Here is a 14,301-nt window from a genome sequence, read left to right as displayed (position 1 = left end):
TCTTCATCGGAATCTCCTCGTCCATCTTGCCGAGAAAATTCTACCTTCGCATCCCCTTAACCATGGGGAGGATTACCAGTTGGCGTCCCGGCCACGCGATAAAATGATAGACATTTGATACCTGCCGACCTCCCCGGCCTTGACCGATACGCCGAACGAGACCCAGTTGAAGAAGTACTTTCAGATAATTGCGAACGCTGCGCGGGTCGCATCCGAGTTCCAGGCCGATCGCGCTCTGCTTGTACCAGACGACGCCATACTTGTCGCAATACCGAGCGACAAACAGCAGCAACGCCTTGGCACCTTTGGGCAAACCCTCGACCGCAGAGGCCCAGTTAAGAGCAGGAATGTTGACGTAGGTTCTGGGCTTACCCAAGCGAAGATTGGTGCAACGGGCCATTTCACAAGCTCCCGCAGTTGCACGGGCCTACACTGACCTCCACCGCGTCACGCATTCTACGAGGTGTGCCAGGCATCATGCTGCCCCATATCGACGTCGCACGAGCGCCGAGAGGCAAGCAGTTGCATTCCTTACATTTGCCAAAGTTTGCCGCGAATGACAGCGGATGCATGTTTTTGAACTTCATGCTTTTTTCCATCTATATGCCTTGAACTGAGCAGCCAAGGTGAGGGCTGCCCCAGTGAACTCATTCTTCGACCCGGGCCCCAATAGATGCCCAGGATTGCAGAAACCTCTTGCCCCAGATTGATTCCACGGCTACTCGTTCAGGGCGCGCACCCTATCGCATCAGACGCAACAAAGTGCCCCGCCTTGATGAGAAATGGGCCTTGGGGGCTGATCGTCATGCATTCTCGTCGCCATCAGCCACAAGACTGAAGCGCAGGGCATGCAGGACGAGCCGGCTCAGACGCCAGAGCAACCGCCCAACGCTGAGCGGGGTGGAGATTTTCTGGATTGGATTGGTCAGTGAAGCACTGGCGACAAGCGAATTCGATCCGGCTGCCTCGGAGCAGCAGGTGACGATCTGCATCTTGGCGAAACGATGATTCGATGCTGTCGCAGCTCAGCGATCACTTAAGGTTGTGGTCGAACTCCTCCTCTATCCGATTCGGAGAAAACTCCGACGCGAGCATTCTAACTAGAGTCTCCGGGCCAAGCCTGGCAAGCAAATTGGTCCACCGCTCGCCATAGCTTCAGTCACGCAAGAACGGATAGGGAAGGCAGAAAGCACCCTGGATGACCCGCTTAACCTTCGCCAAGTCCTGTCTCACGCACGACCACAGACAAGAAATATGCCGTTATCATGGCAATGTAAGGCAGTGACCTCTGCCTTGCACCAGTCGTATGACGGGATAAGAGCGCCCCTGATTTCGGCCGGCTGCGGTCGGCATCCACTCCCGCCAAACCATCTACGCCGCCTTGCGCCAAGGCTACGAGAACTACCCGTCACCGCCCAGCACAGGGGGGACGTCATACACCCGCCAGCCATGCCATGCGGATCCTGCACAACGGCAAGCTTGAGGAACTCGAGCTGCCGCCTTCGCCTTTGAACCACGCTGAAATTGCGCCACGCGGCCGCGCCTTCGCAACCCTGCCGCCGTTCACTACGCGGTGACCTCCGCCAGAACCTCGGCCATGACTTCGCCCATGGTCACCACGGGCGGCGCACCCCCGATCAGGCTTGCGAGATTGTCCTTGATCCATGCGAGCGAATGTTCATGTGCCGCCCTTGCGCTCTCGGCGCTGTCGAAGAGGCTGATCGAGCCGCCTCCGCCATCGGCAAAGCGGACAACGTAATAGGCCCTGAACCCCGGCTGCTGCTTCAGAAGCGGCGCCAGACCCTCGACGGCGCGCCGCCCTGCCTCTTCGATGCTCTGCATCTGGGGAAAACTGCGGATCACAACATACATGGTGTTCTCCTGCTGAGCTCAGGCGACGGGAAGCCGCCCCTGCCGCGCCACTATACACCCGACTCGGCACCCGCCGCCAACGCCACTGGAGGTCATGCCGAGACGGCGGGGCCGGCATGATCCGGTGGAAGCCGCCGCCGAACGGAGCTATGGCTCAGAACAGCTTTCCGACCGGAGTATCTGCTGATGACCCCCACCGCGATCATGGCCGCCTTCGAAGCCCAAGGTCCCCTGCCACGCGAGGCGCTGCGGGCGGCCGGGCAATCGCGCGAGGCCATGGTGCCGGTGTTTCTCGACTACATCGCCAGGCTGCAATCGGCCAGGAACGCCGATCTGGAAAGGATGGATGCGTTCTTCTTCATCGCCTTCCTGCTGGCCGAATGGCGGGAGACGCGCGCCTATCGACCTTTGGCACGGTTGCTGCGCCGTGATCCCGAGTTTCTGGATGCGTTGATGGGGGATAGCATCACCGAATCTTCGGCCCGGGTCATGGCCGGGGTCTTCGACGGCGATCTGCAACCGCTTTTCGACATCATCCTTGACGAGGCCGCCGACAGCTTCCTGCGCGGCGAGATGTTCGACACCCTCGCCATCATCACTCTGAGCGATCAGACCCTGCGGCCGCAGGTCACCGCCTTTCTGGCGGATTTTCGCGACTGCGCAGGCAGCGGGGCCAGCGAGGAAATTTGGTGGCCATGGGCTGAATGCATCGCCGCCCTCGGCCTCTCGGAACTCGAGCCGCAGGTCCGCACAGTGTTCGACAGCAAGCTGATCAGCCCCGATCACAGCCGGTTCGAGGATTTCGCCCAGCGCCTCCAGACGACGATGGAAACGGGCCGGGCCGACTGGTTCACCGGGCATGCCAGCAACCGCCTGGTCACCGACACCATTGCCGAGCTTGGCTCATGGTATTGCTTCTCGGAGGAGTATCTCACCCGGAAGGCGCAACTGGGTCTGAAGGTACTGTCCACCCCGCCCCGCGAAGACAGGGATCCCGTCAGCACCGCCACCACGGGGCACGTCGGTCGCAACGATCCCTGTCCCTGTGGCAGCGGCAAGAAGTTCAAGAAATGTTGCCTGCAGTGATCTGAGCCTTCCAGCAGCCACGAGCAACCGGCGGACATCGGCGGCGTGCCTGTGGCGGGACATCTTAGCCCCCATGCACCAGTCAACCTGCCGAACTGCGTGCGGGGGAGGCTCTCATCCGGCGCCCGTCCGCTGTAACTACACGCCCCAGTCGAGCCGCAACTCGGATGATTGCCCCGCTGCCCGACGCGCAGTCGCTTCGATGCGCGAGGCAACCATCTCCTGCAGTTTCCAGAGATGGCGGTCATGCAGGCCCAGCGCCTCAAGGTGGTGTACGGTGCTGAGAAGATACTCGGCCATGGAACCGAGGCGTCCAGCCGCCACAGCTAGGACGTCGGCAATCTCATCCATTGCCAACCCGCTGACATACCTTCCGGAGGTTCGGTCCATGGCAAAGGTCACTCCATTCATCGCGCCCGTTGTCGTCATGAGCTTGATCCTGCGCGCTGGAAAGGCATGCGGCATGAAATGCACTTCCCGCCGGACCAGCTTGTGCAGGTTTTCCTCAAGGCTTTCGGGCGGCAAGCGGTAGGCGACGCCTTCGCATTGGCCGCCACGATCCAGCGCCAGCATCAACCCCGGCTGATCTGCGGTTCCCCTGAACCATTTGTCCCAGCCAAGGCAGAACGAACGGTGCCAGCCATGGGCGACGGCAGTCCGCTGATCGACATGATCGAAGGCGGGGTTCCAGATCAGCGATCCATAGGCAAAGATCCACAGGCCTTCGGACGCCAGCTCGCTTGTCATGATGTTGCCTACGATCCGGTCGTAGTCTGCCTCAACCGCCGGTATGAGATCTGGATCGAGGGGGGCAGACAAAGCATCGGCAGGAGGCAGCGCCACTTGCGCGACAAGTTCCGATGTGAGTCGCAGCGGTCCTCGTGCCATGCCATCCTCCACCGAAGATTCACACGTCAGCCGGAGCCAATATAGCACCGAAGGCAGCATATCCTCTGTGGCCCATCGCACGGAAAATCCCGCCGAGCCGCCTCCAGACCCACGGAGTGTGCCAGCCTCCTTGCAGACAAGGAGAGAGCACATGATCAAATCCAGCGGCGTCGGCACTTTCATCTTCGACATCCATTTCGAAACAGCACTGGCGGACGCTGCCGAAGTCACGCGCCGGATCGGCAACAAGCCGATCTCCGTCACCAAAGACCGCGCCTGTTTCTGCTGGCATCCGACCGGCCGGCGGCGCGGCGATGACGAAACCATCGTCTGGGAGCTTTCCGCCCTGCTCGGAGGCATCTGGTTCCGCATCGATTGGGACCACAGCACATACTGAGCTGGACGACAGGATCTGACACCCATGCCGGTTAATGTTCGAATCATTCCAACAGTTTCCGAGGGCCGTTTTGCATGAGTATCGTTGACAACAGATTTACGACCTCCCGCCACGCCCGCAGTTCGCTCAAGCGCGGCCGCGCACGCGAAGCCCTTCGCGATGCCGCAGGTCGCGATGCCGATCTGCCCGCTATATTCGGGCAATTGCGCGAGATGCATCCGAACCGAAAGGCGCTCGAACGGGCTGCTCGACGGCTCGGGAAGCAGCCGGGCGTCGTGCGCGTTGCCTTGAACCAAGCGGGGCTGACCGTCATGGCCCGTAACGTCCGCCAAGCCACCAACGTGAAGGAGAGCGTCGAACTCTTTTCCGAGGACGTCATCCTTTACACGACGATCCGGATCGAATTCCGGGGTGGTTTCACCTGCTACCATATCGGGCGGGCCAGTTTCTGCTTGCATGCCCTTGAACGCCTGATCGAGCGCAGCGCCGTCCCCGTGAATCGCCCTTTGCTTCCGGCGCTGGATGCCGAGTTCATCGCAACCGTGCGGAGCTTCCGGGCGGACGCGATGATCGCCGACGATGGTGAGCACTTTCTGCGCGGCGTCCAGGAGGGCCTCTGGGCGGGCGGCATTGACGAGATCGCGCCCGAGGCCGGATGGCCCGAAGGATGCAGCAAGGTGCCGATCTTCTCGGTCCGGACCTTTCTCAGCCCCGAGGAGATGCGCCCGACGCTCTGGCTGCGCTGGAAGAATGATGCCAGCCTGCGGATGCTCGATCAGGGGTGACCAGTAAAATCTCTGCGCTGGTGCCCAGCCACCAGCGCACGAAGGCCTTCCGGGGCGATGACCTCGACCTTGTCGCCCCATTGATAGAGAAACCACGCCATTTCGAGCCAGCCCGAGGCCGTGAAGCGGACGATCAGGCTGCCATCGGTCTGTGGTTCAAGCTTCTGTCTCGGATGGAACCGAAAGCCTGCCGCATGTTCTGCCACCTCGGGCAGGAAGCGCCAGACGACCTCGCCATGCTGAGCGGGGTCGTGCCAAACGCCGAAGCCCTGTGCCGCATAATCCTCGATGGAAAAGCCGGGCGAGAGGACAAACCCCTCACCGGTGATTTCGGCACTGCGGATCCGGTCGAAGCGGAACTTGATCAGCTGGTCGCCCTTGGCGGGCTGCCGCGCCACCAGATAGGCCCGGCCTCCGAGCAGGATGCCATGCGGCTCGAGAATGCGAGGGGCGCTGTCCTCGCGATATATCACCCGCAACCGGAAGGGGCCGCGGATCGCAGCGCTGACGGTGTCGAGCAGGTAGGGATCCATGGTGATGCGCGGCCCCGGTCGCGCGACATGGCCAAGTGCCTGCAGCATGGCCTCGGCTTCGGCCTCGGCGCGGCGGGCCTCGAGCGGTTTCATCTGCAGGATCAGGGCCTCGCGCATTTCCGACAGTGCCGCGGCGTGGCGCACCCGTTGGTCGTCCCTCGCCGCTCGGATCGCAAGTTCCAGCCCCTCCAGCGTCGAGTCCGCCTGCCGGGGCAGATGCAGCAGGCGCGCCTCGCGGATCTTCCAGCGTCGACGGCGCTCGTCATCGTCCCTGATCTCGCATTGGAACAGGGTCTCGAGCGCATCGGTCATCCTCTGGGCGGTGCGATGCGAGACGCCGAACTCCGCCGCGATCTCGTCGAGGCCAACGCCGTCGTAGCGCGCCGCGGCCATCGTCGCGAGGTGCAGCAGGTCGCGGGCCTTGCCAAAGGACATCAGCCGGCCTTCAAGAACTTGCGCAGGTTGTCGCGGGTCCAGAGCTTTCCGGTATGGGTGCGCAGGCCCATCTCGTTCAGGGTCTCCGCATCCGCACCCTCCTCCTGCACCGCCTGCAGGATCCGGGTGCGATGCACCGGCTTCGCGGCGATATGGGTTTCGTATTGACGGTTCCATTCCTGGAAATGTGCTGACGGATGGAAGCGGACGCCGGCAATGATCGAGTCCTCATCTGCAGGAAGTAGATCGGCCCCGAGCGCACTCATCCTCGAGATCAGGATGTGATGCGGTCGCCAGGAAATAGCTTTGCCAAAATCGACCATGATCGGTTTCAAGTCGGGGCGCTTCGCAACTGCCGCCGCGATCTCGTCGGCTACTTCGACACTGCCCCGATCGGGCGCGCGTTCGAGAAAGGCCCGCTCGGCCACGATGACGCGTTTCACCTTGCGGGCGTAGCGATGGATCTGGTCGCGCTGGTAGGCGATCGTGCGGCTCTTTCGCGCGGCCTCGTCCACGTCATCGCCGAGCGACGTGAAGCCCGCCCACGGGGCAGGAAAGGTCCAATAGATGGCAAAATAACTCATGACGGAAAATCCCGACGCTTTGACACATGGAATTGCTTTTCTGCGATCCTGCCCACATCAATCGGAAAGCGAAAGGAATTTTCATGCGCCACTTCATCACCGGACCGGAGGTCGACCCGGTCACCCGGAAGATCCGGGGCTGCCTGTTCGGCGGCGCGGCGGGCGACGCGCTCGGGGCCGAGATCGAGTTCTGGGATCTCGCCCGCATCCGCCAACGCTTCCCCGAGGGGCTGACCTCTTTCCCGCCGCATGACGGCCGTTCTGGGCGGATCACCGACGATACGCAGATGACGCTCTTCACCGCCGAAGGGCTGATCTGCGCCACGGTCCGCGCCGCAGACAAGGGCATCTGCGCCCCCGAGGCGGTGGTGCATCACGCGCTGCTGCGCTGGTTCCGGACCCAGGGCGGCAAGCCGCAGATGCAGGTCTCGGACGTCGGCCTGGTCCGCGATGCGCGGCTGCAGAAGCGCCGTGCGCCGGGCAATACCTGTCTCTCGGCCTTGCCTTCGGCGAAGCAATTCGGTGAACCAGCGCGCAATGACAGCAAGGGCTGCGGCACGATCATGCGCGTGGCCCCTTGCGCTCTGATCGCCCATTCCGCCGAGCAGGCCGAGCAACTGGCCCGTGACACTTCGGCCCTGACCCATGGCCATGTGCTGGGCATCGAAGCGGCTGTGGCCTTCGCCCGTATCCTGTTCGAAGTCTTCGAGGGCGCGTCGCTGGAGCGCGCGATTGCCTCGGTGCGGCTCTCGCCGCCGATCATGGCGGCGCTCGAGGCCGCCCAGCGCGCGCCCCGTGACGGCCGACCGGAAACCGTCGAAAGCCTCGGTGGAGGCTGGGTCACCGAGGAAGCCCTTGCCATCGCCCTCTATGCCGCGCTTGCGGGCCTGGACTTCTGGCACGGGCTGCAGATCGCTGTCACCCATAGCGGCGACAGCGACAGCACCGGAGCGATCGCAGGCAACCTTCTGGGCCTGCTCTATCCCGAACAGGCGCTGGCGCGGCGTCACGACCTCGAATGTTCCGACGTGATCGCCCGCATCGCCCGCGACCTGAGCCTCGCCCGGCGCGGCGGCGCGGAATTCGCCGAGGAATTCGGCGACCAGTATCCCGGCTGGTAAGGAGACCGCCTTGTACAATGTCATTCCCGATATCCATGCCGATCCCGCGCGCCTTGAAGGCTCGTTGCAGGCGGTCGGTTCCGGACAGCTCGCCTTCTTGGGCGATTTCATCGATGCCGGAAAGAAGGTCTCGCACCCTGATGACCGCACGGTCCTGACCCGCGTCAGGGGGCTGGTCGAAGCCGGCGCCAAGGCGGTGATGGGCAATCACGAGCTGAACGCGATCCTCTTCCATCACCCCGACCGCCTGCGCGCGCACAGCGAGAAGAACCGCGCCCAGCATCGCAGCTTCATCGAGACCTTCGGCATCGCCACGCCCGAGGCGCGGGAATGGACCGATTGGTTCCTGACTCTGCCGCTCTGGCTCGATCTTGGCGGGCTGCGCCTCGTCCATGCCTGCTGGAGCCAGCCGGATATCGATCTGATCGCGGCGCGCCGTCCCGACGGGCGTCTTCGCCCCGAGGACCTGCCGGAGATCGCGCGTGAATCGACGCCTTTTGGGCGGGCTGTAAAGACGCTGACCTCAGGACCGGAGGTCAGCCTGCCAGCAGGCTATGCGTTTTCGGATTTTGGCGGGCATCGCCGAACCGAGATGCGCGTGGCGTGGTGGCGTTCTAGGGCCGCAACTTGGCGAGAGGCAGCGCTCTCCGTGCCTGATCCGCTTTTGCTTCCCGAGGAGGCGCTGCCCTCTGGCATCCTCGCCGAGATCTACTCGTCCGATGCTCCGCCGGTCTTGGTCGGCCACTACAAGATGACCGGAGAGCCACTGATCGAAGGCAGCGCCGCCTGTCTCGACTACCCCAGTGAGCCACTGGCGTATTGCTGGCAAGGCGAAAAGCAACTGAGCAAGGACAACCTGATCAGGCTCTGACAAGCTATCCCGGAGGCGCTGTCTTGCCAGCGTCTCCGGGAAATGCCCAATTGTCATCGAGCCTACCGAACCTTCCAGCACCCACGCCGAGAACGACTTATCATGTTCAAGTTTCTGTTTCGCAAGAAGGACGCGGTAACTGCCCCGTCTGCCTCTCCTTCTCCTACCGCCCGTATCGAACGTCAGAAGCCGCAAGAACTCTCCGCCGGTGCGATCCTCGAGCAACTACTTGCCGCGACGCCGCGCCTGACTTCGGACGCCCCTCGCGATGGGCGCGGAATCTATGGCCTTGTCGATCACACCGGCACCCTGTGCTATATAGGCTCGACCAGCGCCAAGAACGAAACGCTCTACAAGCGCATTCACCAGCGCCACCGCACCGGGTCGGAAAGTTCCAGCCACTATTTCTCCCGCATGTACAATACCGGCCGCATGTGGCGTGATCCCAAGGATCCGACAGCGCGCGCAGATGGTGAAATCGCAAAGGCGATCCGCAACGAGTTCATCGCCCGCTACTGCCGTGCCGTTTGGGTCGTTCTGCCTGATGAAGTCGAGATCGCGCGTCTTGAACGCGAAATTCTGGAAATGGCGCCCGACCATGCGATTGCCTGGAATGGTCGCGGCATGGACGCATATGAAGAGCCGGAGGCGCTGGTGGACGCAACTATCGACACACTGTCATTTGGACAATCCCAGCGCGAAGCAATTGCGCGGCAAAGGATGCGCTACGACGCACGCGGGTCGAATGCGGTCGTTGTGACCGCGTCGGCTTCGGTGTCACCGCTTCCGACAGGCAGCTTTCGTTTCGTCTCCCTCGATGTCGAGACCGCCAACAATGATCGCTCCAGCATTTGCCAGATCGGGCTTGCCTTCGTGGGTGTCAATGAAGCGATCACAACCTGGACCAGCTATATCAACCCGCAGACCAGCGACTGGAGTTGCTCGCGCATTCACGGCATCACGGCCCGCGACGTCGCAGATGCGCCACGATTTGCCGATATTCTGGGGCTGCTTGAAGCAAGCCTCGCGAGCCTCACCATCTATCAGCACTCGGGATTCGACCGAAGCGCCATCACGGCCGCCTGCGCAAGCGCCGGCCTTGCGCCCCCGGATTGGGAATGGCGCGACAGCGTCCGGGTCGCCCAAGTCGCTTGGCCTGAGCTTAAGGGAAATGGTGGCCACGGGCTGGCTTCCCTCAAGGCCTATCTGGGCCTTGAGTTCCGGCATCACGATGCAGGCGAAGACGCCAAAGCTTCAGCGCAGATCGTCTTGCTGGCGGGGCGTGGATATCGACCCGCGGATAAAGCAAAGGCCAACCACGCTATCGATCCGGCAAACCCCCACATTACTCTTGGAGAGCGCAACCCGACCTCGCCTCCGCCCGTGCCAAGTCCGGAGCGTCAGCCCCGGAAGCAGAATGAGGGTCAGGTACCCTATGCGGCCGATGGGACCTGCTTCCATCCCGGTCTCGCCCGTCGCGGATTTTTTACGATCGGCGCGAAGGGAAGCGAAACCAGGCATGCCTCGTTTGAGGAGGCGCTGACCCTGCTGCGCGAGATGGAAACCCCAAGATGGCGCCGTCCCAATTCTGCAGGCAATTGGGGGATCGTATCAGGCTGCTCCTGGGCGGATCCGTCATGACCAGAGCCGGTCAACACCCGCATCATCGATGGACTTGAGAGTGCGCCAGCGATCCCTCCCAAGCTGTAAGGGTGTATCGTCGCATCCGGCGACGCCCATCTCACCCCGCGCTCATCCGCGTGATGCTTACGGACTTCCACGGCGATGCCCTCGCAACCTGCCCACGACACAGTTACCGTGACCATATGCGGCTGATCTCTGGCAATATTCTTCTCTCGGCCTCGGACCTGATGCGGTTCATGGGTTGTACCCATGCCACGACACTGGACCTGCTGCGCCTTCATGGTCATGGCCCAGCGCCACGCACTGACAGCGCGGATACCGCGCTGCTGCAAAAGCATGGCGACGTGCATGAGGCCGCGCACCTGACCGGGCTGCAGGCCACGCGGGAGGTCGTCGAGATCGAACGCGGCAATCTGGCCGAGAATGCGGCTGCCACCCGCGAGGCTTTAGCCAGCGGCGCAGAGGTGATCTTTCAAGGCGCGTTCCTGTCGGGCAACTGGGGTGGCTGGTCGGATTTCCTGGAGCGCGTCGAGCGTCCCTCGGCACTCGGAGACTTCAGCTACGAGGTGGCCGACACCAAGCTGAAGCGCCGTCCGCACCCAAAGCATGTGCTGCAACTGGTGCTCTATTCCGACCTGCTGACCGAAATTCAGGGCGTGGCGCCCGAGTTCGCGCATGTCGAACTGGGGGACGGCACCCGCGCGACTCTTCGACTGGCGGATTACGCGGCCTATGCCCGCATGGCGCGGGCGCGGCTTGAAGGTTTCGTGGCCGATCCTCAGCCGACACGCCCGACGCCGTGTGCCGATTGTGGTCTGTGTCGCTGGGGAGATCATTGCGCCGGTGTTTGGCAGACGGAAGACAGCCTGTTCAATGTCGCCAATATCAGCCGTGGCCAGGTGAAGAAGCTGGAAGCGGCAGGCGTCCGAACCATGGAAGCCCTCGCCAGTCTCGATCACCCCATCCGCGGCATGGCGGAAAACACGCGCCTGCGCCTCGTGACACAGGCCCGGCTGCAACACGCCCGCAAGACCGGGGTGCCAACCTTTGAACTGCGCGCGCCCGAGCCCGGAAAGGGGTTCGACCTGCTGCCCGAGCCGCAGGCGGGCGATCTGTTCTACGACATCGAAGGCAATCCGCATTACGAGGGCGGCCTCGAATATCTGCATGGCGTCTGGTGCGATGGGCAGTTCCGGTCCTTCTGGGCGCACGATCATGCCGCCGAGGGGCGCGCGCTCGCCGAACTGCTGGAGTTCTTCCGCGCGCGTCTCGCCGCATACCCCGATGCGCGCATCTGCCGGTTCATTTCGGATCAGGTCTATGAGGGGCGGCTGGAAAGCCACCCAGACACCGCGCGTCAGGCCGTGACCGGCACCAGTTTTCCAGAAGCCGGGGCTTTCTGGGTGGAGGTCGCCCATGAAGGCAATGCGCAGATCGCGCCCGAGGAGGTCGCCGCCGTCGCCGCCACCGCGGCCGATCTGCTGAAGGGCACATGGACCGACAAGGACGGTCAGGCGCGTCCCGTCCGGCAGTCGGACATCATCGTCGTCGCACCTTACAACGCGCAGGTGAACGCCCTGCGTGATGCGCTGCCCGAAGGCATCCGCGTGGGCACCGTGGACAAGTTCCAGGGACAGGAAGCACCCGTCTGCCTCGTGTCGATGACCGCGTCATCGGCCGAGGAAACGCCGCGCGGAATGGAGTTCCTGTTTTCGCTCAACCGCATCAACGTGGCCGTGTCCCGCGCGAAGGGGCTGGCGCTGGTCTTTGGCGCCCCGCGTCTCCGCGAGGCGAAATGCGAAACGGTCGAGCAAATGCGGCTGGTGAACACGCTGTGTGCTTTGAATACGCCTTGCTCGCCACCCACAGTACCCAGTGGCGCTATACCTCCCGCGCTCCTTGCGGCCTTGAAAGCACAGAAAGCCTGATTGCAGAGATCTTTAATGTTCTATGAATCTTCATTAATTGACAGCCGTAAGTCCACGCGCCCCAGCACGCTCGAGGCAGTGATCCGCGAGGAGACTGGCAGCAAGATACGCAGCTTTCTTTACCAGCTCTCAGAAGGAGTTACGGATTACCGGTCCATCCATAGCCTGACCGAGCAGGTCAGGCACCAGTACCACGGCCGTTTTGCCATCGAATTGATCCAGAACGCTTATGACGCCGTCAGTCGGGCCGCGGACCGCAAAGCTTCGCAATGCCGGATCGAGATGCGACTGGAAATGGATGGTGGGTTCGGAACACTTTACGTTGCCAATGACGGCGCACCATTTTCGCACAGTAATTTTGAAAGCGTTTCTCGGCTTGGCCAGAGCGACAAGGATCCGGCCACATCTGTAGGCAATAAGGGGATCGGCTTTCGCAGCGTGCTCGAGATCAGCCAAAAGCCCCGCATCTGGTCTCGGCGACAGGAAGCCAGCCCGGAATTCGATGGCTATTGCTTTGGCTTCGACCCCGAATTTACCAAGTCAATCTACGACCCCGCACTTGCCATCCTTGAGGATCGACCGCTTTCGGTCGAACAGGAATGGTTTGCCGAGGTTGTCGATGAAGATCCAAGCCTTTGCGAGCGTTTGCACACCGGCGCAAGGCGCCGCCAAGCGCAAGGCGCGAATTCGACCTCGGACTGGTTGCGCGAAGAGATCGGTTACCTTTCGCCCTATCTCTTGCCTTGGCCGCAGTCAGCGCGCAGCCCTGTGGTCGACGATCTCGAGGCCCGCGGATTTGCATCCGTCCTGGCCTTGCCGCTGCTTTCCCCTGCGGCCGCCACCCTAGTGGAACGCAAGCTCGCAGAGATCACAGCCGATTCCATGTTGTTTCTCGACAACCTGAAGGCGCTGACAATCACCACTCCCATTAGCTCCAGAACGTTCTATCGAAACGCCCTTCGGGAAGCGAACGGGCCAAGGGGATATGGCAAGATCTCGGTCAACTCCGGCGACACTACCAATCATTACTCCGTCTGGCGGCGCGCGCTTCCGGTATTGGACATGCCGGAGGCGGTTCAGGAATCTATTCGCGGCTTGCCCGGCCACTGGCCGAAACTGGAACAGGCCGAGATTTCCGTCGCGGTCAGCGATGTCCGTGAACCAACACCTGGAAAACTCAGCATCTTCCTTCCGACCTCGTTGGAGACCGGTGCCGCCCTTCACATTAGCGCGCCGTTCTTTGGCGACATGAGCCGCACGACAATCAGCTTTGATACCGAGACAGAGGGCGCACAGGCGGGTGGAAGCTACAACGACTTCCTGCTGCATCAGGCCGCCGTCCTCGCTGTAGAGGCGATTGCCGACGACTTGGCCGGACGCTCTGCGGCAGAGGCAGCCGGTATCCTAGACATCCTTGCGCCACATGCCTCTGAAAGCGCGCCAAAGGAGCGCTGGCAAAACCACTTGCGCCAAGCTGCGGCGGATATGGGGGTCAGCATCGAGACCGCCCCATGGATGCTTAGCGATCACGGATGGCGCTCGCTAGCAGAGACGTCCCTGCTGCCGCTGCCAAGCAATCCCAAGGTGCTGGATGCGGTCCTGCTTCGCCAGCATGCGACATTCCCTGCCTATGGTGCGGCAATGGATTCGCGCATCGGGTCAATCGGGCGACTCTCCGAGCATTTTGGTATCGGCGTTATGCCTGCGGAAGCAGATCAGGCGACAATGATCGAAGGCGCCGCAAAAGCGCTGGCGGGCGAAGCGGAGCTGGATTGGGGGCACTTTTGGCAGGATGTCTGCGAAATCTTCTCAGACGACCTATCCCACCTCATGGGTAAGGACGTGCTTCTGTGCACGGATGGCAGATTGCATTCCGGTGGTGTCGCCGGGCAGGCCATCTATTTTCGTCCGCGCCAAACCGGCCAAGATGATGATAGCCTGGACGAGCCCGGCATCGACCAGATTCCTGCAGCGCTGCAATCGTTTATCGCAATCTTGGATCCGCAGATACCCGTCAGCGAAGTTCGCGATGGCCGTAGGCAGAATACCGAACTTCACAAGCGTCTGACGGATTCCAAGCTGAGCTATGGCTGAATTTGGGTGACGCGGCTTGATCATGCGGCGCGGCTTTGGCTGGCATCGTCAGCGGCGACGCCA

14 protein-coding genes are annotated in these 14,301 nt (G+C 62.2%); 8 read left to right on the top strand and 6 right to left on the bottom strand.

Annotated elements, in window-relative coordinates:
- Positions 1 to 40: 40 nt before the first annotated feature.
- The 3 genes from WMK75_RS16005 to WMK75_RS15995 form a co-directional block, all read right to left on the bottom strand.
- Positions 41 to 400 (bottom strand): helix-turn-helix domain-containing protein, encoded by a 360-nt coding sequence (locus WMK75_RS16005; RefSeq protein WP_347268612.1) that lies wholly within the window; start codon positions 398 to 400, stop codon positions 41 to 43.
- 403 nt (positions 401 to 803) lie between these two features.
- Positions 804 to 992, bottom strand: coding sequence for a hypothetical protein (locus WMK75_RS16000; RefSeq protein WP_347268611.1), 189 nt, complete (start codon positions 990 to 992; stop codon positions 804 to 806).
- 574 nt (positions 993 to 1,566) lie between these two features.
- The gene (locus WMK75_RS15995) at positions 1,567 to 1,872 is read right to left on the bottom strand and encodes a hypothetical protein (RefSeq protein WP_347268610.1); all 306 of its coding nucleotides are present in this window, start codon (positions 1,870 to 1,872) and stop codon (positions 1,567 to 1,569) included.
- Between the two features lie 186 nt (positions 1,873 to 2,058).
- Between WMK75_RS15995 and WMK75_RS15990 the strand changes: the two genes are divergently transcribed.
- On the top strand, positions 2,059 to 2,958 hold the full coding sequence (locus WMK75_RS15990) for a DUF1186 domain-containing protein (RefSeq protein WP_347268609.1): 900 nt from the start codon (positions 2,059 to 2,061) through the stop codon (positions 2,956 to 2,958).
- Positions 2,959 to 3,096: 138 nt separating this feature from the next.
- Here WMK75_RS15990 and WMK75_RS15985 read toward each other — a convergent pair whose 3' ends face one another.
- A complete protein-coding gene (locus tag WMK75_RS15985) occupies positions 3,097 to 3,846 on the bottom strand; it encodes a gamma-glutamylcyclotransferase (RefSeq protein WP_347268608.1) in 750 nt (249 codons plus the stop codon).
- Positions 3,847 to 3,997: 151 nt separating this feature from the next.
- On the opposite strand from WMK75_RS15985, the gene WMK75_RS15980 reads away from it, so the two are divergent.
- Together WMK75_RS15980 and WMK75_RS15975 are read left to right on the top strand one after the other, a co-directional pair.
- Entirely contained in the window at positions 3,998 to 4,243 is a 246-nt protein-coding gene (locus WMK75_RS15980) for a hypothetical protein (RefSeq protein WP_347268607.1), read from the top strand.
- 74 nt (positions 4,244 to 4,317) lie between these two features.
- Entirely contained in the window at positions 4,318 to 5,028 is a 711-nt protein-coding gene (locus tag WMK75_RS15975; protein ID WP_347268606.1) for a hypothetical protein, read from the top strand.
- On the opposite strand, the gene WMK75_RS15970 is transcribed toward WMK75_RS15975, so the two are convergent.
- Together WMK75_RS15970 and WMK75_RS15965 are read right to left on the bottom strand one after the other, a co-directional pair.
- A complete protein-coding gene (locus tag WMK75_RS15970) occupies positions 5,019 to 5,996 on the bottom strand; it encodes a WYL domain-containing protein (RefSeq protein WP_347268605.1) in 978 nt (325 codons plus the stop codon). The genes WMK75_RS15975 and WMK75_RS15970 overlap by 10 nt on opposite strands.
- A complete protein-coding gene (locus WMK75_RS15965) occupies positions 5,996 to 6,580 on the bottom strand; it encodes a hypothetical protein (RefSeq protein WP_347268604.1) in 585 nt (194 codons plus the stop codon). The genes WMK75_RS15970 and WMK75_RS15965 overlap by 1 nt, the downstream gene beginning before the upstream one ends.
- An 83-nt stretch (positions 6,581 to 6,663) precedes the next feature.
- On the opposite strand from WMK75_RS15965, the gene WMK75_RS15960 reads away from it, so the two are divergent.
- The 5 genes from WMK75_RS15960 (at position 6,664) to WMK75_RS15940 (ending at position 14,238) form a co-directional block, all read left to right on the top strand.
- A complete protein-coding gene (locus tag WMK75_RS15960) occupies positions 6,664 to 7,701 on the top strand; it encodes an ADP-ribosylglycohydrolase family protein (RefSeq protein ID WP_347268603.1) in 1,038 nt (345 codons plus the stop codon).
- A 10-nt stretch (positions 7,702 to 7,711) separates the two neighbouring features.
- Positions 7,712 to 8,572, top strand: coding sequence for a metallophosphoesterase (locus tag WMK75_RS15955; protein WP_347268602.1), 861 nt, complete (start codon positions 7,712 to 7,714; stop codon positions 8,570 to 8,572).
- A gap of 102 nt (positions 8,573 to 8,674) precedes the next feature.
- Positions 8,675 to 10,213, top strand: coding sequence for a 3'-5' exonuclease (locus WMK75_RS15950; protein WP_347268601.1), 1,539 nt, complete (start codon positions 8,675 to 8,677; stop codon positions 10,211 to 10,213).
- Positions 10,214 to 10,398: 185 nt separating this feature from the next.
- Positions 10,399 to 12,144, top strand: coding sequence for a TM0106 family RecB-like putative nuclease (locus WMK75_RS15945; RefSeq protein WP_347268600.1), 1,746 nt, complete (start codon positions 10,399 to 10,401; stop codon positions 12,142 to 12,144).
- Between the two features lie 15 nt (positions 12,145 to 12,159).
- Positions 12,160 to 14,238, top strand: a complete 2,079-nt coding sequence (locus tag WMK75_RS15940) for a hypothetical protein (protein WP_347268599.1) — start codon at positions 12,160 to 12,162, stop codon at positions 14,236 to 14,238.
- Positions 14,239 to 14,301: the final 63 nt, after the last annotated feature.

Source organism: Paracoccus sp. (in: a-proteobacteria) (genome assembly GCF_039808215.1).
In the GTDB taxonomy this organism is placed as follows: Bacteria; Pseudomonadota; Alphaproteobacteria; order Rhodobacterales; family Rhodobacteraceae; genus Paracoccus.
The sequence above is the reverse complement of the archived record's forward strand: the minus strand, read 5'-3'. Positions and strand labels throughout refer to the sequence as shown.